We start from the raw sequence: 18,390 nt of genomic DNA, 5'->3' as shown, positions 1-18,390 counted from the left end.
ATGCTTGGCTACGCTCCAGCACATTGCAGGTTGTTTAATTGGGACTGCAACGAACTGCGAAAACCCCGACGCTAGACGCGTCCTGGAGCGTAAGAAGGAACCTTGGAATGCCAGCACCTGTTACAGGCTCGTCGATTAATGTGCCCACGGCGAAAACCGTGGGTTTTTTAGTGATACCGAACTTCACCACTATCGGTTTTGCCTCGGCGATTGAGACCCTGCGCATGGCCAATATGGCGGCGCGGCGCGAGTTGTTCCGCTCGGTGATCATCGCCCCCAACCTGGACCCGGTGACCGCCAGCAACGGCATGCGCATCCTGCCCGACTACGCCATTGGCGACGCACCAAAACTGGACATATTGCTGGTGGTGGGCTCAAACCCGATCGTATCTCACCTCAGCAGTCGGCCTTTGCTTAACTGGTTGCGCAAGCTGGCCCACGAAAAAGTCACCTTGGGGGGCATTTGTACCGGCAGTTACTGGCTGGCCCGTGCGGGCTTGCTCAAGGGCTATCGCTGCACCATCCACTGGGAAGACATTGAAACCCTCAAAGATCACTTCCCCGGAATCATCATTTCCAACCAGTTGTTCGAAATGGACCGCGATCGCTTCACCTGTTCCGGCGGCGTCGCGTCCATGGACATGACTTTGCAATTGATCGCCCGTGAACCGGGTGGCCGGGAGATCGCCGCCCACGCTGCCGAACTGCTGTTGTGCGATCGGGCCCGAGGCGCGCAAGAGCAACAACGCGTGCCTTTACGGCAAAAGCTGGGGACTTCGCAGCCCAAGCTCAGCCAGGTGGTGGCGATTATGGAGGCCAACCTGGAAGAACCGGTCAGCCTTGAAGACCTGGCCCGGTTCAATGACGTATCGGTGCGCCAGCTGGAGCGCCTGTTCAACAAACACCTGCAACGCACGCCAAGCCAGTACTACCTGGAACTGCGTCTGGCTCGCGCCCGTACCTTGTTGCTGCGCAGCGAGTCGCAAGTGCGCGACATAGCCCTCGCCTGCGGCTTTGTCTCGGCGGCGCATTTCTCCAAATGCTACAGCCGCCTGTTCGGCGTCTCGCCGGTTGGCGAGCGTAAGCAAGTAGCGTTGCACTGATCCCGCAGACGTAGAAGCGAGCTTGTCTCGCGATCTTTTGAATGTTTAAAAGATCGCGAAGCAAGCTCGCTCCAACAGAAACCCGCGCGTTTTTGTTAATCCTGCAATGCCTTGTACGCGGTCTCGCGGCTGGCGAGCATCGCGATCAAGGCCACGGCGGCTGCCGCCAACAAGTACCAGGCCGGGGCCATTTTGTTACCCGTCAGCTGGATCAGCCAGGTCGCAATAAACGGCGCGGTACCGCCAAACACGGCATTGGCGATGTTAAAGCTGAAGGCAAAACCGCTGAAACGCACCCGCGTCGGGAAAATCTCGGCCAGGAAACACGGCAAGGTACCGTCGTTCATCGCCAGAATCGCCCCGAAAGCGATCTGAATCATCAAAATCACCACCAGCGACGGGTTACCGAGCATTCCGAACAACGGAAAGGTCAGCAGCAAAAACAGCACTGACGCCGCCACCAACATGGTCTTGCGGCCGTAGCGGTCGGACAGTTTGCCCATCAGAAAGATCAAGCCGATATAGGTCGCCAAAGACACGGTAGAAGCGATAAATGAATCGCTTTCATTCATGCCCATTTCTGTCGACAGATACGTCGGCATGTAACTGAGCAGCAGGTAAAACGCCACGGCATTCAAGCACGTCACGCCGATCCCGATGACCACTGCACGGCGATGCACCGTGAGCAATTCGCGAATCGGCGCGTGGGTCGCGCATTCCTTGGCCTCAAGGCGTTTTTCCATCTCCAGGAACTTGGGGGAATCCTGCAAGCTGACGCGGATATAACGCCCGACCAGACCAAACGGCGCGGCCAGCAAGAACGGCAAGCGCCAGCCCCAGTCGTGGAGGTTTTCAACGGTCATGAGCGCATGCAGCCCCGCGACAAATACCGCACCGAACAACAGCCCGGCGGCGGTGCTCGCCGGGACAATGCTGGTGTAAAATCCGCGTTTGCCCTGAGGGGCGTACTCAGCCAAAAACGCCGAAGCCCCCGCGTACTCACCGGAGGCCGAAAAGCCCTGCACCAGCCGGATCAACAACAGCAGCGCCGGAGCCCACAAGCCGATGTGGTTGTAACCCGGCAACAAGCCAATGCAAAAGGTCGAGACAGTCATGATCAGAATCGACCAGGCCAAGGCGCTGCGACGCCCGTATTTGTCGCCAAAATGTCCCCAAACCAGCCCGCCGATGGGACGCACGATAAACGACAGCGCAAACACCGCGAAGGTTGCCAGCAGGCCGGTTGCCGCATCGGTCTGCGGGAAAAACGTCAAGGCGATGATGGTCGCCAGATAGCCATACGCAGCGTAATCAAACCACTCGACAAAATTGCCCAGAAAACTGGCGGTGGCCGCGCGGCGCAAGGCCTTGCGTTCACTGCTGAGTTCGAGCTGTTGTTCGGCGGTCAGGGAAAGCGTGGACGAGACGGTGGACATGACAAATACCCTCATTGTGTTCTTGTTGGCAGGGGTAATGGGTCAGAAACGCTGCGCGTCTAAGGCGCGCATGCGTTGAGCAGGGCTTTGTAGTCGCTGCCGCAGGCTGCGATGGGTTGCACAGCCTGCGGCAGCGGATACAAGTGTTTTATTTCTTGATGATGTTGTGCTGCGGGCCATACGGGAAATGGGTGATGTTTTCACCGCCCTGTTCGTTCACGATCAAAATGTCGTGTTCGCGATACCCGCCGGCACCGGGGCGGCCTTCGGGAATCATGATCATCGGCTCGATCGACACCACCATCCCTGGCTCAAGCACCGTATCGATGTCTTCACGCAGCTCCAGCCCGGCTTCACGCCCGTAGTAATGGCTCAAAGTGCCAAACGAATGGCCGTAACCAAAGGTGCGATATTGCAGCAAATCGTGTTCCAGAAAGATCTCATTCAACTGCCGGGCAATGTCCGAGCAGCGCATGCCCGGCTTGATCAGCTTTAACCCGGCCTCGTGCACCTTGACGTTCACTTCCCACAGGCGCAGGTGTGCGTCAGAGCAATGATCCAGGAACAACGTACGCTCCAGCGCGGTGTAGTAACCGGCAATCATCGGGAAGCAGTTCAGGCTCAAAATGTCGCCTTTGTTGACCCGGCGGGTTGTTACCGGGTTGTGCGCGCCATCGGTGTTGATGCCGGACTGAAACCAGGTCCAGCTGTCCATCAACTCAGAGTCCGGGAAGGTGCGGGCAATTTCCCGGACCATGGCCTGGGTGGCATGCAGCGCCACTTCGTATTCCGGCACCTGATCGGCCAAGGCCTCGACAACCGCCGCGCCGCCGATATCGGCGATACGCGCGCCATGGCGAATAATTGCGTGTTCTTCGGCCGATTTGATCATGCGCAAGCGCATGCAGGGGGCGGCGATGTCGACAAACTCCGCTTGCGGGTAACGGCTGGCGAGCTTGTCGCGATTGAGCAAATTCATGTGATCGAATTCGATCCCGATGCGCCCGGCCTTGGGCAACGCTTGCTGGATGGCGACAAAGTAGTTGTCGCGCTGCCAGTCGGTGTAAACGATGTTGTCGGTGCCCACGGTCCGGCGCCAGGGCTGGCCGCCATCGATGTTGGCGCTGATGGTTACTACGCGGTCCTGCGTGACCACCAGTGCGTAGTTACGGCCAAACGAGCAGTACAGGAAGTCACTGTAATAGTTGAGGTTGTGGTACGAGGTAAACACCGCTGCATCGATATTGTTCTGCGCCATGTAGGCACGCAGCTTGGCCTGGCGATGGGCGTACTCCTGGGCCGAGAACGTTGGGGTGACTTTTTCGCCGTTCTTGATCTGGATGGTTTTAGGCATTTGCATGTCAGGTACCCTTGTCGGTGATCGCACTTGAAAGCCGCCTGCGGGGCCGGCCGTTGAGGATCATTCGAACAGAAGCAAGACCGCCCTTTTTGTGCGAATCCGACCTGTAGTTGATCAGATCCGCTGTGCATCCACCGGGCTAGACAGATGACAACTGTCATCCTGTCCGTCATAGCAATTGCACAGCATCGGTATTAGTGGGATATTCGCGAATGTGAAATATTCTCATTGATACCTTTCTCCTATGCCTAGCCCCACCCACTTGCTGTTGGTCGAAGACGATTTCCGGCTTCGCCACGACCTCGAACGTCATCTGTTGCAGCGCGGCTTTACCGTCACCAGTTGCCCGGATGGCATTCAGGGCCTCAACGCACTGCAACAACGCCCTTTTGATCTGGTACTGCTGGACATCATGTTGCCAGGCATCGACGGCTTGTCACTGCTCGAAGCCCTGCGCAGCCAGCAAAATGTGCCGGTGATGCTGATGTCGGCCCTGGGCAATGAACAGGACCGCATCACCGGCTTTACCCGTGGTGCCGATGATTACCTGCCCAAACCCTTCAGCCTGGCCGAACTGGACGCGCGCACCGATGCGCTGCTGCGGCGCATGGCCATGTTCAAGCCAGTTGCGGTTGAGCGTCAGCACGGCTCAATAATCTTTGATGAGAGCGCCCAGGATGTGCTGCACAACGGCCAACTGGCCGGGTTTACCGGCTCGGAGTTCAGGCTGCTGCTCACTTTGCATGAACACGGCGGCGAACCCTTGAGCAAGGCGTTTCTGTATCAACAGGTGTTGCACCGTATCTACACACGGCTGGACCGTGGCCTCGACGTGCACGTGTGCAATGTCCGGCGCAAGCTGGCGGCGATCGGCGCGCAACATATTCAGATCCAGTCGATACGCGGCCAGGGCTATATTCTGGTCGACACGGAAAAACACTGATGCGCCGTCACCCCTTGCTGTGGAAGCTGGCGCTGTTACAAGTCAGTTTTTGTTTGCTGCTGACCTGGATCATCTGGATCTGGGGCCTGTCGACTGAACGCCAGACCTACTTTCTAACGCCTGAAGAGCGCGATTACCTGGCCGAGTATGCCCAGCAAGCCGAAGACATTTGGCAGCAACAGGACCGTGACGCACTGCAGCGCTTTACCCGGCAAGTTGCCGCCAAAGAGAACACCTGGGTCACGGTGCTGGGGCCGCACCTGGAAAGCTTGAGCAACACCCCGCTGACGCCCGAGATTTATCGCCAACTGACCTTTATGCGCCAACTGCATTGGCCCATGAGCCGACGCCTGCAAGACGAACTGCCCTATGTCAGCATTCCGTTCCCCACGCATCCCGAGCAAGGTCAGTTGGTTATCCAGTTGCCCGAGCGCCTGTTGCCCAGCGGCCTCACGCCGTGGACGCATGTGCTCAGTCACGGCGTGATGCCAACCTTGCTCGCCGCACTGCTCGGCCTGCTGCTGTATCGAAACCTGGTGGTGCCGCTCAATCGCTTGCGTGATCGCGCCGATGCCTTGCGCGCAGATGACCTGGACAGCGAAGTGCCTTTGCCGTTGATCAAGCGCCGCGATGAGTTGGGCGAGCTGGCTCAAGCCTTCGAACACATGGCCAGCCGCTTGCGCCAAAGCCTGAATCAGCAGCGCTTGTTGTTGCGTACCCTGAGTCACGAATTGCGCACACCGCTGGCACGTCTGCGCATCGCCCATGACAGCCAGTTACCGGCGCAGCAGTTGCGCCAGCGACTGGACCGCGAAATCGACGACATGCAGCGCTTGCTCGAAGACACCCTCAACCTGGCCTGGATGGACACCGAGCGCACGCAACTGCCCAGTGAGCCAGTGCTGGTGCTGTCGGTGTGGGAAGCCTTGTGCGAAGACGCCTGCTTTGAAAGTGGCTGGTCAGCCGAGCGTTTGCCTTGCCTGTTGGGCACCGAGTGTTATGTGCAAGTGCACCTCGACAGCCTGGCCCAGGCCCTGGAAAACCTGCTGCGCAACGCCATTCGCTATTCGCCGCCAGATGGCAACGTCACCCTCAGCGGCTGGCGCGAAGGCGATGCCTGGCATTTGTGCCTGCAAGATCAGGGGCCCGGCGTGGCAGAAGAAGACCTGCCCAACCTGTTTGTGCCGTATCAGCGCCTCAAAGGTTCGATCGGCGAAGGATTTGGCCTGGGCCTGGCCATTGCCCAGCGCGCCATCGAGCTACAACAAGGCCGCCTTTGGGCGACTAACGGCGAGACCGGTTTGTGCATGCACCTGTTGCTGCCGGCCCAGAAGTGTTTAGAAAGTTAATGCGCTTTACTCTCAATTAGCAGTCATTATCATTCGTGATCTTCTTGTATCTGGTTGTCTCGGAGATCACCCGATGTCGTTACATGCGCTGCGCCCTTTCGCCCCTTTTGTGTTGTCCAGTTGCTGGCTGCTGACCAGTTCCGTTCAGGCTGCGACTCAGGACACCACGCCTGCGGCGCTGGAACTCGAAAACACCAACGTCGTCGCCACTGCGCTGGAAGAAACCAAGCAGATGCCCGGTGTGTCGATCATTACCGCAGAAGACATCAAAAAGCGCCCTCCGGCCAATGACCTGTCCCAGATCATTCGCACCATGCCGGGGGTCAACCTGACGGGCAACTCCACCAGCGGCCAGCGCGGCAACAACCGCCAGATCGACATCCGTGGCATGGGCCCGGAAAACACCTTGATTCTGGTGGATGGTAAGCCGGTCAACAGCCGTAACTCCGTGCGTTATGGCTGGCGCGGTGAGCGGGACAGCCGCGGCGACACCAACTGGGTGCCGGCCGATCAGGTCGCACGCATAGAGGTATTGCGTGGTCCCGCCGCTGCCTTGTACGGCAACGGTGCTGCTGGCGGTGTGGTCAATATCATCACCAAACAGCCGGGGGCTGAAACCCACGGTGAGGCCACGGTCTACAGCAACTTCCCGACCCACAAGGATGAAGGCGCCACCGAGCGCATGAGTTTCGGCCTGAACGGCCCGCTCACTGAGAACCTGAGCTACCGGGTGTACGGCAACATCGCCAAGACCGATCCGGATGACTGGGACATCAACCAGGGCCACGAGTCGCTGCGCACCGGCAACCAGGTCGGCACCCTGCCCGCTGGCCGTGAAGGCGTGCGCAACAAAGACGTGAACGGCTTGCTGAGCTGGCACCTGACCCCGCAGCAGACTCTGGAGTTCGAAGCGGGCTTCAGCCGCCAGGGCAACATCTATACCGGCGACACGCAAAACACCAACAGCAACGCTTACGTAAAAAGCCTGCTGGGCCATGAAACCAACCGAACTTACCGCGAGACTTATGCGCTGACCCATCGCGGTGAATGGGATTTCGGCAGCAGCATGGCCTACCTGCAATACGAAAAAACCCGCAACACGCGGATCAACGAAGGCTTGGCCGGTGGCACCGAAGGCATCTTCAGTAACAGTGGCTTCTACACCGCCGTGCTCAAGGACCTGACCGCCCATGGCGAGCTTAACTTGCCATTGCACGCAGGGCTGGATCAGACCTTGACCCTGGGCACCGAGTGGACCCAGCAAAAACTCGATGACCCCAGCGCCAACACCCAACTGACCACCGAAGGAGGCGCGGTTCCGGGCTTGACCAGCACCAACCGCAGCACCAGCTCCTCGGCGCAGATTTTCTCGCTGTTTGCGGCTGACAATATCGAGCTGCTGCCCGGCACCATGCTGACCCCGGGCTTGCGCCTGGATCACCACAGCATCGTGGGCAACAACTGGAGCCCATCGCTCAACCTGTCACACGAATTGACCAACACCGTAACCCTTAAAGCCGGTATCGCCCGAGCCTACAAGGCACCCAACCTGTACCAGTTGAACCCGGACTATCTGCTGTATAGCCGCGGCCAGGGTTGCTACGGGCAAACGACCAGTTGCTACCTGCAAGGCAACGCCGACCTCAAGGCTGAAACCAGCGTCAACAAAGAGTTGGGCATTGAGTACAACAACGAAGGCGTTGTCGCAGGTTTGACCTACTTCCGCAACGACTACAAAAACAAGATCGAATCCGGCCTGTCACCCATCGGCCAGGCCGTGGGCGGTACCGGCGACTATGCCAATGCAGGGATCTATCAGTGGGAAAACGTGCCCAAGGCTCTGGTTGAAGGCCTTGAAGGCACCCTGACGCTACCGCTGTCAGCGCAAGTGACCTGGACCAACAACTTCACCTACATGCTGCAATCGAAAAACAAGCAAACAGGTGATTACCTGTCGGTGACCCCGCGCTACACCCTGAACTCGATGCTGGACTGGCAGGCCACCCAAGACCTGTCGCTGCAAGCCAGCGTGGCCTGGTACGGTAAACAGACGCCGAAAAAATTCGATTACCACGGCGAACGCGTCACGGGGACGTCCAACAACCAGCTGGCACCTTACGCCATCGCCGGGATCAGCGGCACCTACGCCATCACCCGTTACCTGAGCATCACCGCAGGCGTCGAGAACCTGTTTGACAAGCGCTTGTACCGCGAAGGCAACGCCCAAGGTGTGGCCAATATCGAAGGCGCCGGTGCCGCGACTTACAACGAACCGGGCCGTACGCTGTTCACCAGCCTGACCGCGTCGTTCTGAGCCATAACGAGATCGCCTGATGAGAACGATGATCCTCCCTCTGGCGCTGCTGCTTGCACTGGCCCTGCCCGTGCAAGCAGCTCAGACCCGACCTGCGCCTGACCAGCCCATGGACACCAGCCTGCTGCAGCGCAAAGACCTCAAATACAGTTTCAGCTCGCTACTGCTGGACTCTGCTGACGGCCAGCGCCACTACCAACTGTGGATTGGCCGCCCCGCCAGCGCACCGCCCAAAGACGGCTATCCGGTGGTCTGGATGCTCGATGGTAATGCCGCAATGGGCGCGCTGGATCCTCAGTTGCTCAATACGTTGGCGGACGGAAAAGCGCCGTTGCTGGTGGCCATCGGTTACCAGACGCCGCTGCGTATTGAGCGCAACGCCCGCACCTATGACTACACCCCGAGCAGACCGAGCGCCGCCCGGCAAACCGACCCGCTGACCGAGCAACCCAGCGGCGGCGCTGACGTCTTCCTCGACCTGCTGCGCGAGCGCATGCGCCCGGCGATTGCCGCTCAGGCGCCGATCAATCTGCACCAGCAAACCTTGTGGGGCCACTCGTATGGCGGCCTGTTGGTGCTGCACGCCCTGCTCAACCGGCCGGGCGAGTTTGCCCACTACGCCGCGGCCAGCCCGTCACTGTGGTGGACCGACGTGAATATAGATGCGGGCTTCAAGCAACGCCTCAAAGGCCATCAACCGCACCTGCTGTTGATGCGCGGCACTGCCGAACCCGGCAACCCGCGCGGGCCGAGCGTCGGGCAACCGGATCAGCGCATGCAAACGCTCAAAAGCCAATTGAACGGCCTGCCAGGACTCACCGTTGACTACCACACCTTCGATGGCATGAGTCACGGCGAAACCCTGCCCGCCTCGCTGCGTTACGTGCTGCAAGCTCTGTAACCCCTCGAAACTGTAGGAGCGAGCTTGCCTCGCGATCTTTTGATCTTTTAAAAGATCGCGAGACAAGCTCGCTCCTACAAAAAGGGTTGCGCGTGCATTTATTCCAATACGGAATCCAGTCTATAAAAAACATGAATTTTATTTATGGCATGCCTTTCTTTATCTTCACCTGACCTCCATTACCGGGCACCACCATGACCAGCCAAGCACACTCGAACCCGCTGGATGAACCTCCTGTCGAGGTCAACTGGCAGCGCAACCTGGCTGTCAGTGTGTTCGGCGCATTCACCACGATTATTGCCATGACCCTGTTGCTGCCCTTTCTGCCGTTGTATGTCGAGCAGCTTGGGGTCAGCGATCCGGCGGCTATCGTGCAGTGGTCTGGCATCGCCTTTGGCGCAACGTTTTTGACGGCAGCCCTGACGGCACCGTTGTGGGGCCGCCTGGGAGATCGCTACGGGCGCAAGTTGATGCTGATTCGCGCAAGCCTGGGCATGGCCATCGCCATGTCATTGATTGGTCTGGCCGAAAACATCTACCAACTGGTCGGCTTGCGGCTGTTGGCCGGCTTGCTCGGAGGCTACGCGTCGGGGGCAACCATCCTAGTGGCCACGCAAACGCCCAAAGCGCGCTCGGGTTGGGCGCTGGGCATGCTGGCGTCGGGGATCATGGCCGGCAACCTCACCGGGCCGCTGATTGGCGGGCTGCTCCCGCCGTTGGTGGGCATCCGCAACACCTTCTTCCTGGCCGGCGGCCTGATCTTTATCACCTTCCTCGCCACGTTATTCCTGATGAAAGAAGTGCCCCGCCGCAAGCCTGCCGCCGGTACGCCCAAAGCGACAGCGGCCAGCGCCTGGAGCGCAATCCCGGACAAACGCCCGGTCATGACCATGTTTGTCGTGGCGGGCCTGATGATGTTCGCGATCATGTCCATTGAACCCATCATCACCGTGTACTTGATCCAGTTGCATACCCAGGATGTCACCCTGATGGCGGGCGTGGTCATGTCCGCCACCGCGCTGGCCAGCGTTTTGTCGGCATCGCGGGTGGGTAAATTGGCCGATCGCATTGGCCACTGGAAAGTCGTCACGGGGTGCATGAGCGTGGCCGCCCTGCTGCTGATTCCTCAAGCGTTCGTGACCAATGAGTGGCAACTGGTGGGGCTGCGTTTTCTGATGGGGTTGGCGCTGGGCGGGTTACTGCCGGGGATCGCCGCGATCATTCGCCACGCTGTGCCCGACAAAGTCGCCGGGCACATGCTCGGCTACTCAACGTCCTGCCAGTACATCGGCCAGGTGCTCGGGCCATTGACCGGCGGCTTTGTCGGCGGGCATTTCGGCATGCCCGCCGTGTTCATCATTACCTGCGTGTTGATGGCTGGCTGTGCCGCGGTGATGCTGGCCCTGCGGCCCCGCCACTCAGTTCAAGGGTATTAAGGGGCATTCGCGGCTTCTGAACGGGCAACCCAGTACATGGTCCATGTATAGGCGGCCAGGGCCAAACCGGCCAGCGTGCCGCCGATCAAACCGATGTACGAGAAACCCAAGTGGCTGCCGACCCAACTGCCCAGCAGCGCACCGCCGCCGATACCGATGTTGTAGATGCCCGAGAACATCGCCATGGCGACGTCAGTGGCATCCGGCGCCAGGGTCAGCACTTTCGATTGCAGGGCCAGACCAAAGCCCATTATCGACATGCCCCAGATAATGCTCAGGACACTCAACGACTCGACCCAACCACTGGCCGGCAACAGCAGGAGCAGACACAGCGCCAGCAAGCCGATGGCGATCAGCAGGAACAGGTGCGGGTTGTATTTGTGGAACAGGCTGAAGCACAGCGAGCCAATGATCCCGGCGCCGCCGAACAGCAACAGAGTAGTGGTCACGATGGTGCCGCTCATGCCAGCCACGCTCTGCACGAACGGCTCGATGTAGCTGTAGGCCGTGAATTGCGCGGTGATCACCACCGCAGTCAGCACGTAAACCGCCACCAGCGCAGGCCGCCTGAACAATACCGGCAAGCTTCTCAGCGAACCCGAGTTCTGGCTCGGCAGCAGCGGCAAGGTCTTGAACAGCCACAGCACCAGCAAGGACGCCAACCCGGCGATCACCAGGAACGTGGTGCGCCAGCCCATCGCCTCACCCAGCAAACGACCCAGCGGCACACCCAGGACCATGGCCAATGAAGTGCCAGTAGCCAGCAAACCCAATGCCTGCACCTGCTTGCCCTCCGGGGCCATGCGCACGGCCAGGGATGCAGTGATCGACCAAAACAGCGCGTGGGACAAGGCCACGCCAATCCGGCTGAGCAGCAAAATGCCGAAATGGGTAGCGACGCTGGACAGCAAGTGGCTGGCGATAAAGATGCCGAACAACGACAGCAGCAGCTTTCGGCGCTCGACGTTGCGCGTCAGCAGCATGATCGGCAGCGAGGTCAGGGAGACCACCCACGCGTAGATCGTCAGCATCAACCCGACGCTGGCGGTGGTCATGTCGAAGCTGGCGCCAATGGCACTCAGCAAGCCGACGGGGACAAATTCAGTGGTATTGAACACAAAGGCGGCCAGCGCCAATGCGATGACAGGTTGCCAATTTGCCTGAGGTGTTGCGCCATGGCTGCTCATTTATGGGGTGTTCTACTCGCATTCGGGAAGCTGACAGGTTCTTTTTGCTGCACTGGCGGTCACGCGCTGCACACACAACACGCCCCGGTGCCAGAAGCATAGCCAGAACCACACGGGGCGGCATTCTATAGCGTTCTTGACGGTATGACGGTGAACATCGAGTGACGCCTGCGAGACATTTAGCCGCATGGCTGAGCCACAGCACGAATCAACTCTACAATGGATCCACTAAATATAAACCCCATCCAATTTAGTGTTCGTTAATCGCCTAAAACGGCTGCTAATCACTGATTACAAATTGACTCACCCAAGACCAATCCCGCCTAATGGATCCATAAAAGCAATAACACCTGATCTGGAGATTGGTATGTATCCAAAAAATACGTGGTACGTCGCCTGCACCCCCGACGAAATCGCCGACAAACCGCTGGGCCGGCAGATTTGCGGTGAAAAGATGGTTTTTTATCGCGGCCTGGAAAACAAAGTCGCGGCCGTTGAAGACTTTTGCCCGCATCGCGGTGCCCCGCTCTCGCTGGGGTATGTCGACAACGGCAACCTGGTGTGCGGCTACCACGGCCTGGTGATGGGTTGCGACGGCAAGACCGTCGAGATGCCCGGCCAGCGCGTTCGCGGCTTCCCCTGCAACAAGACCTTTGCCGTGGTCGAGCGCTACGGGTTTATCTGGGTATGGCCGGGCGAACAGGACAAAGCCGACCCCGATCTTATCCACCACCTGGAGTGGGCCGTCAGCGATGAATGGGCCTACGGCGGCGGGCTGTTTCATATCGGTTGCGACTACCGCCTGATGATCGACAACCTGATGGACCTGACGCACGAAACCTACGTGCACGCGTCCAGCATCGGCCAGAAGGAAATTGACGAAGCCCCGCCGGTCACCACCGTCGAAGGCAACGAAGTGGTCACCGCCCGGCACATGGAAAACATCATGGCCCCGCCGTTCTGGCGCATGGCGTTGCGCGGTAACAACCTGGCCGATGATGTGCCGGTGGACCGCTGGCAGATCTGCCGCTTCTCCCCCCCCAGCCATGTGCTGATCGAAGTGGGCGTGGCCCATGCGGGCAAAGGTGGTTATCACGCCCCAGCGCAGGCTAAGGCATCAAGCATCGTGGTGGACTTTATTACCCCCGAAACCGACACCTCAATCTGGTACTTCTGGGGCATGGCGCGCAACTTCAACCCGCAGGATCAAGCGCTCACGGCGACAATCCGCGAGGGCCAGGGCAAGATTTTCAGCGAAGACCTGGAAATGCTCGAGCGCCAGCAACAAAACCTGCTGGATCACCCGCATCGCGCCTTGCTCAAGCTCAATATCGACTCGGGCGGTGTGCAGTCGCGTCGCGTCCTGGAACGCATCATCGCCAGCGAACGTGAGCCCGCCGAAAGCGTGATGAGGATCCAGCCATGATCGAAGTGCAGGTTGTTTCGCGCAAAACCGAAGCCCATGGGATTTGCAGTTATGAACTGGCCCGTCTCGATGAAAGCCCCCTGCCCGCTTTCAGCGCCGGGTCGCACATTGACGTGCACTTGCCCGACGGGTTGATTCGTCAGTACTCACTGTGCAACCACCCGGATGAACGCCATCGCTACCTGATTGGCGTGCTCAAGGACCCGGCTTCACGCGGCGGCTCTCAACACCTGCACGAGCAAATCAATACTGGCGACCGCTTGCAGATCAGCGAGCCGCGCAACTTGTTCCCGCTCGTCCACGAAGCCCGGCGCAGCCTGTTGTTTGCAGGCGGTATCGGCATCACCCCGATTCTGTGCATGGCCGAGCGTCTGGCCCACAGCAATGCTGACTTCGAGCTGCACTACTGCGCCCGCTCAAGCGACCGCGCAGCTTTTGTGGAGCGGATTCGCCAGTCAGCGTTCGCGGACCGCTTATTCGTGCATTTTGATGAGCAACCCGAGACGTTCATGAACGCCGCCCAAGTGCTGGCCAATCCGCAACCTGATGTGCATCTCTACGTGTGTGGACCCGCTGGTTTTATGCAACACGTACTGGACAGTGCACGCGTCCAAGGGTGGGCAGAAGACCGCTTGCACCGCGAATACTTCGCCGCCGCAGCCATCGACAGCAGCCACGATGGCAGCTTTAGCGTCAAAGTCGCGAGCAGCGGCCAGATCATCGAGATCCCGGCCGACAAAACCGTGGTGGCGGTGCTGGAAAGCCATGGCATCGACATCCCCATGTCGTGCGAACAAGGCGTGTGCGGCACCTGCCTGACCAATGTGCTGGAGGGCATACCCGACCACCGCGACATGTTCCTGACCGAAGAGGAGCAAGCGTGCAACAACCAGTTCACGCCGTGCTGCTCACGCTCGAAATCGCCGCTGCTGGTGCTGGATATCTAGTCGGCGCGCAAAATCACCCGCATCCGCTCACTGGCCACTGCCGAGCTGAAAATCTCGGCATAGCGCAACGTGGCATTGGCGTGCTCGCGCATCATGGCTTCAGCGCGAGCACCCTGGCCATTGACCAGCGCATCGAACACCGAATGGTGCTGCATGTGCGCGTAATTGAAGCGTCGATACTCGCGGGCCATGTCTTTGCGATCAACCGCCAGCGCCGTGACCGAGGCAAACGGTAAATGATCATTGCGCGCCAGCGCATCGGCAATCGCCGGGTTGTGACTGCCCTCAATAATCACCTGATGAAAGCGCATGTTGAGGTCGTGATAGGCCTCAAGGTCATCTTCGGTCACAAAGCCTTTATCGAACAGCTCGTCGCCTTGCAGCAGGCACAGCTCAAGGGCTGCCCGGCCTTCTGGCGAAAGCCCGCGCTCAGCGGTCAGACGCGCCGCCAACCCTTCAAGAACCCCGCGCACCTCGACAGCACCAGCGATGTCATTGGCACTGACCGAACGCACCTGAAACCCGCGACCGCCAAAACGCACCAACAAGCCTTCCTGCTCCAGCGTGCGAAACGCCATGCGCACCGGCATGCGTGAGACACCGAACAGTTCAGCGGTAGGGATTTCCATCAGACGTTCGCCTGCGGCCAGCTCGCCCGAGGCAATCATTTTGCGCAGTGCGATCAGCACCAGTTGGCCGGGCTTGCTCATCCAGGCGACTTCCAGAAAACAGGGGGCCGACATAGTAGCCCAGATCGACCTCAAAACCCTGTAGGAGCGAGCTTGCCTCGCGATCTTTTCAACATCAACAGATCGCGAGACAAGCTCGCTCCTACAGGGCGGGTTGAGTGCCGGGGTATTACATCGACAACGGATAGCTGATGATTACGCGGGTTTGGTCAAAGTCGCTGTTGAAGGTGCGTCGGTTGGTGGAGTTGTTGACCCGCAGGCTGAGGTTTTTGAAGCTGCCGCTTTGAACGGTGTATCCGATCTCGGTATCGCGCTCCCATTCCTTGCCGTTGGTGCCTTGCTTGGTGGTGGCATTGTCGCCGTGACCATATCGCACCATTGCCAATAAGCCCGGCACGCCCATGGCGGCAAAGTTGTAGTCGTAACGCGCTTGCCACGAACGCTCGTCCGCGTTGCTGAAGTTGCCGTTGAACATGTCGTTGCCCAGGGTTCGCCCGCTGCTGCCGTAAACCGACATCCAGCTGGTATCCCCACTCACTTTCTGCAAACCGAGGTACAGCGTGTGCCCGCCCGTCGCGGCGGAAAACAGGCCGTACGCCGTGCGGCTGCTGACGTTGCCGATGCGCGCGCTGCCGTCATCCTTGTCGATGAAGTAGCCCAGGTTGGCGCCCAATACCCAGTCGCCCACCGGCTGCTTATGCAGCAGGTTGAAGTAGCTCTGCTGGTAGATGTCTTTGAGTTGCGAATGCCAGACACCCACCTGGGTACGCTGCTCGTTGAAGCGATAATCTGCCCCCGCATAGTTAAAACGGTCAGATGTCACGCCCGGTGCGGCCCACGTCGACAGCTCTTGCATGTCCGAGGAGTTACGCAGGCTGACCTTGCGGTATTGGCCGGCCTGTACCGCCAGCCCTTCGATTTCCTTGGACACCAGCATGGCCCCGCGGAAGGTTTGCGGGAGCAGACGACCGTCGTCATAGCGCAGTACCGGCACGTCCGGCATCAGTTCACCGACTTTGATTTCAGTGGCCGAGAAGCGCATTTTTGCCGCCACCCCGGCACGGCTGAAATTGTCTGCGGCGCGCCCATTGCTGCGCACCGGCAGCAGCTCCGAACCACTGGCCTCGCGGCTGCTGTCGAGCTTGACGCCGAGCATGGCAATGCCATCCACCCCGAATCCGACAACGCCTGGGGTAAAGCCCGAACTGAACTTGAGGATAAAGCCTTGCGCCCACTCATCGACCTTGCTTTTGGTCGCGCCAGGGTCGCGAAAGTCGCGGTTGAAGTAGTAGTTGCGCAGCAGCAGATCCGTGCTGGAATCTTCAAAAAAGCCTTGATCCTGTGCCATGACAGGGGCGCACAAGGTCAACGACAGCAAGCCAATGGTGTTCTTCATTATTATTGTTCTCCGTTTTTTGGACGCAGCCGCTCCCCGCAGCTGAAAAAGCCCGCCCAGCTCTGGTTGAGGTGTACGTGTGGAATGTGCCCGGCCAGGGCCGGGCATTAATCAGCGCCCGAAATCAGGCTGCCGAAAGCACCGGCTGCGCGGTAGGAGCTCCCGGTTTGAGCAGCAACAAACAGCCTGCTGCGATCACGAATACGATGGCGAACACCCCGTACAAGTGCAGCGGTTGCCAGCCGCCATCGAGCAGAAAACCGGCCACGATGGGCGACAGGATCGCGCCGATCCGGCCAATCCCGATGCCCCAGCCCACGCCCGTGGTGCGCACCGAGGCGTCATAGACGATCGGCGACAGCGCATACAGCCCGGCCACGCAACCGTTGGAGAACATCCCGATCAACAGGCCCAGACCCAGCGCCGCCATGACCGAAGAGGCCGAGCCGACAAACAGCACCAGCAAGCCCGCCGTCACCAGCATGAACAGCGACAACACCCGTGTCAGCGGCCAGCGCGAGGCCAAACCACCGACCAGCGCGGCGCCAAAGATCCCGCCCACGCTCAACAACACCCCGCCGGTGATGCCCTGCTGCGCAGAAAGCCCGGCAGACACCAGCAACTTGGGCGTCCAGCTCATCACGAAGTAGAAGCCGAACATCACCAGGAAGAACAGCGTCCAGATCAACAACGTGGTGCGGCGCAGCGCTGGCGTCAGCAGCTTGGTAAAGCCCTTGCCCTCGCCTGCCACGCTCGCCACCACGGGCGGCATTTGGCTCAAGGTCGGTAGCCCCATGCGCCGGGCCAGACGATTGATACGTTGCAAGGCGGTTGCCGGGCGACGGGCCAGCAGAAAGTCCAGCGACTCCGGCAACCACAGCAGCACCAGCGGGATAACCGCAAAGGTCACGATGCCACCAAACAGAAACACCGAACGCCATCCCCAATGCGACAACAACCACACGGCGATCAGACCGCCGAGCGTGGCGCCCAAGGCATAGCCGGTGGACTGCAAACTCACCGCCAGGCCGCGCCAGCGCTTGCTCGCGTACTCACTGGCAATCACGTTGCTGCTGGCCAGAATGCCGCCGATACCCAGCCCGGTCAGGCCTCGCAGCAGCGCCAACTGAGTGGGCGACTGGCTCATCGACGAGAGCAGCATGCCAACGCCTGAAACCACCAGGCACAGCAAGATCAATGGACGGCGACCGATGCGGTCCGCCCAAGGGGCGATAAACAGAGAACCGGCAGCCATGCCGAACAAACCGGCGCTGAGCAGCATGCCGATTTGCGCCCCGCTCAACGCCCACTCAGCTGATACCGAGGCGGCGGTGAAGGCCATCACCAGCACATCGAAACCGTCGATCATGTTGAGCACAATGCATATTCCGATGGCGAGCCATTGGAAAGAACTCATCGGGCCAGTGTCGACAGTGGTTTTCAGATCGATAGCCATGCGCGTGCCTCCTGCCCGGACATCACCGAAGCAAAAGAGCCGCACAACACGGCGTGACTCACAGACATAAAGCATGCAGAACCCAGGCGGTTCTTTGCCCTTGAGAAGGCTTTCATGACGAGACCCTTTTTGTAGTTTTTATGGGTAACGGTCAGGGGCGAGACCCCGGACATCACCTGGCCGATAGTCAACCCGTTAATGGATCCATAGACAAGATGAGGGCCGGGGCGGTACAGGGAAAAACGTCTCTATTTAACTTTTCAAATAACCAATGTTGTCTTATTTATCAAATAGTTAAGCACTCTAATCATGACTGATATTACTGTGCGATTATCGATCACCATCTGTTCAGAGGGTGCTGTACACAACCCCCGTAGCAGTTGACGAGCTTTGCGAGGCTACGTCCGGCTGTAGTCGCTGACGAGGCACGAAGGCTGCGAAAGATCA

At 59.4% G+C, this 18,390-nt stretch carries 14 protein-coding genes; 8 read left to right on the top strand and 6 right to left on the bottom strand.

Annotated features, from left to right (window positions below; translation table 11 throughout):
* The first annotated feature begins 107 nt into the window (after nt 1-107).
* The gene (locus GHO25_RS02105; RefSeq protein ID WP_048370230.1) at nt 108-1,103 is read left to right on the top strand and encodes a GlxA family transcriptional regulator; all 996 of its coding nucleotides are present in this window, start codon (nt 108-110) and stop codon (nt 1,101-1,103) included.
* Between the two features lie 95 nt (nt 1,104-1,198).
* On the opposite strand, the gene GHO25_RS02100 is transcribed toward GHO25_RS02105, so the two are convergent.
* Together GHO25_RS02100 and GHO25_RS02095 are read right to left on the bottom strand one after the other, a co-directional pair.
* On the bottom strand, nt 1,199-2,539 hold the full coding sequence (locus GHO25_RS02100; protein WP_153389767.1) for an MFS transporter: 1,341 nt from the start codon (nt 2,537-2,539) through the stop codon (nt 1,199-1,201).
* A gap of 148 nt (nt 2,540-2,687) precedes the next feature.
* Nucleotides 2,688-3,899 (bottom strand): M24 family metallopeptidase, encoded by a 1,212-nt coding sequence (locus GHO25_RS02095; protein ID WP_153389766.1) that lies wholly within the window; start codon nt 3,897-3,899, stop codon nt 2,688-2,690.
* A 244-nt stretch (nt 3,900-4,143) separates the two neighbouring features.
* Between GHO25_RS02095 and GHO25_RS02090 the strand changes: the two genes are divergently transcribed.
* The 5 genes from GHO25_RS02090 to GHO25_RS02070 all read left to right on the top strand — a co-directional run bounded on the left by GHO25_RS02090 (nt 4,144) and on the right by GHO25_RS02070 (nt 10,842).
* Nucleotides 4,144-4,842, top strand: coding sequence for a response regulator transcription factor (locus GHO25_RS02090; protein ID WP_048370224.1), 699 nt, complete (start codon nt 4,144-4,146; stop codon nt 4,840-4,842).
* On the top strand, nt 4,842-6,191 hold the full coding sequence (locus tag GHO25_RS02085) for a sensor histidine kinase (protein ID WP_153389765.1): 1,350 nt from the start codon (nt 4,842-4,844) through the stop codon (nt 6,189-6,191). The genes GHO25_RS02090 and GHO25_RS02085 overlap by 1 nt, the downstream gene beginning before the upstream one ends.
* A gap of 73 nt (nt 6,192-6,264) precedes the next feature.
* On the top strand, nt 6,265-8,505 hold the full coding sequence (locus GHO25_RS02080; protein ID WP_153389764.1) for a TonB-dependent siderophore receptor: 2,241 nt from the start codon (nt 6,265-6,267) through the stop codon (nt 8,503-8,505).
* 19 nt (nt 8,506-8,524) lie between these two features.
* The gene (locus GHO25_RS02075; protein WP_153389763.1) at nt 8,525-9,406 is read left to right on the top strand and encodes an alpha/beta hydrolase; all 882 of its coding nucleotides are present in this window, start codon (nt 8,525-8,527) and stop codon (nt 9,404-9,406) included.
* A gap of 194 nt (nt 9,407-9,600) precedes the next feature.
* Nucleotides 9,601-10,842, top strand: a complete 1,242-nt coding sequence (locus tag GHO25_RS02070) for an MFS transporter (RefSeq protein ID WP_153389762.1) — start codon at nt 9,601-9,603, stop codon at nt 10,840-10,842.
* On the opposite strand, the gene GHO25_RS02065 is transcribed toward GHO25_RS02070, so the two are convergent.
* Nucleotides 10,839-12,029: a sugar transporter gene (locus GHO25_RS02065; protein ID WP_153389761.1), complete on the bottom strand. Its 1,191-nt coding sequence runs from the start codon at nt 12,027-12,029 to the stop codon at nt 10,839-10,841. The genes GHO25_RS02070 and GHO25_RS02065 overlap by 4 nt on opposite strands.
* A gap of 367 nt (nt 12,030-12,396) precedes the next feature.
* On the opposite strand from GHO25_RS02065, the gene GHO25_RS02060 reads away from it, so the two are divergent.
* Both GHO25_RS02060 and GHO25_RS02055 read left to right on the top strand, forming a co-directional pair.
* Nucleotides 12,397-13,455 (top strand): aromatic ring-hydroxylating dioxygenase subunit alpha, encoded by a 1,059-nt coding sequence (locus GHO25_RS02060; RefSeq protein WP_153389760.1) that lies wholly within the window; start codon nt 12,397-12,399, stop codon nt 13,453-13,455.
* Nucleotides 13,452-14,402, top strand: coding sequence for a PDR/VanB family oxidoreductase (locus GHO25_RS02055; RefSeq protein ID WP_153389759.1), 951 nt, complete (start codon nt 13,452-13,454; stop codon nt 14,400-14,402). Before GHO25_RS02060 ends, GHO25_RS02055 begins: the two co-directional genes overlap by 4 nt.
* Here GHO25_RS02055 and GHO25_RS02050 read toward each other — a convergent pair.
* The 3 genes from GHO25_RS02050 to GHO25_RS02040 all read right to left on the bottom strand — a co-directional run bounded on the left by GHO25_RS02050 (nt 14,399) and on the right by GHO25_RS02040 (nt 17,943).
* Nucleotides 14,399-15,112: a GntR family transcriptional regulator gene (locus GHO25_RS02050; protein WP_048370210.1), complete on the bottom strand. Its 714-nt coding sequence runs from the start codon at nt 15,110-15,112 to the stop codon at nt 14,399-14,401. The genes GHO25_RS02055 and GHO25_RS02050 overlap by 4 nt on opposite strands.
* A gap of 148 nt (nt 15,113-15,260) precedes the next feature.
* Nucleotides 15,261-16,487, bottom strand: coding sequence for an OprD family porin (locus GHO25_RS02045; protein WP_048370209.1), 1,227 nt, complete (start codon nt 16,485-16,487; stop codon nt 15,261-15,263).
* Between the two features lie 124 nt (nt 16,488-16,611).
* Complete coding sequence (locus GHO25_RS02040) at nt 16,612-17,943, bottom strand: MFS transporter (protein WP_153389758.1); 1,332 nt, start codon at nt 17,941-17,943, stop codon at nt 16,612-16,614.
* Nucleotides 17,944-18,390 lie beyond the last annotated feature (447 nt).

Source organism: Pseudomonas sp. FSL R10-1350, from assembly GCF_009600525.1.
GTDB classification, from domain to species: Bacteria; Pseudomonadota; Gammaproteobacteria; order Pseudomonadales; family Pseudomonadaceae; genus Aquipseudomonas; species Aquipseudomonas helleri.
This window is presented reverse-complemented; position numbering and strand designations above follow the sequence as displayed.

Bases quoted from the DNA above. Each gene is read 5' to 3' on its own strand.
- GHO25_RS02105 (WP_048370230.1), top strand. From the start codon at position 108: ATGCCAGCACCTGTTACAGGCTCGTCGATTAATGTGCCCACGGCGAAA.
- GHO25_RS02100 (WP_153389767.1), bottom strand. From the start codon at position 2,539: ATGTCCACCGTCTCGTCCACGCTTTCCCTGACCGCCGAACAACAGCTC.
- GHO25_RS02095 (WP_153389766.1), bottom strand. From the start codon at position 3,899: ATGCAAATGCCTAAAACCATCCAGATCAAGAACGGCGAAAAAGTCACC.
- GHO25_RS02090 (WP_048370224.1), top strand. From the start codon at position 4,144: ATGCCTAGCCCCACCCACTTGCTGTTGGTCGAAGACGATTTCCGGCTT.
- GHO25_RS02085 (WP_153389765.1), top strand. From the start codon at position 4,842: ATGCGCCGTCACCCCTTGCTGTGGAAGCTGGCGCTGTTACAAGTCAGT.
- GHO25_RS02080 (WP_153389764.1), top strand. From the start codon at position 6,265: ATGTCGTTACATGCGCTGCGCCCTTTCGCCCCTTTTGTGTTGTCCAGT.
- GHO25_RS02075 (WP_153389763.1), top strand. From the start codon at position 8,525: ATGAGAACGATGATCCTCCCTCTGGCGCTGCTGCTTGCACTGGCCCTG.
- GHO25_RS02070 (WP_153389762.1), top strand. From the start codon at position 9,601: ATGACCAGCCAAGCACACTCGAACCCGCTGGATGAACCTCCTGTCGAG.
- GHO25_RS02065 (WP_153389761.1), bottom strand. From the start codon at position 12,029: ATGAGCAGCCATGGCGCAACACCTCAGGCAAATTGGCAACCTGTCATC.
- GHO25_RS02060 (WP_153389760.1), top strand. From the start codon at position 12,397: ATGTATCCAAAAAATACGTGGTACGTCGCCTGCACCCCCGACGAAATC.
- GHO25_RS02055 (WP_153389759.1), top strand. From the start codon at position 13,452: ATGATCGAAGTGCAGGTTGTTTCGCGCAAAACCGAAGCCCATGGGATT.
- GHO25_RS02050 (WP_048370210.1), bottom strand. From the start codon at position 15,112: ATGAGCAAGCCCGGCCAACTGGTGCTGATCGCACTGCGCAAAATGATT.
- GHO25_RS02045 (WP_048370209.1), bottom strand. From the start codon at position 16,487: ATGAAGAACACCATTGGCTTGCTGTCGTTGACCTTGTGCGCCCCTGTC.
- GHO25_RS02040 (WP_153389758.1), bottom strand. From the start codon at position 17,943: ATGGCTATCGATCTGAAAACCACTGTCGACACTGGCCCGATGAGTTCT.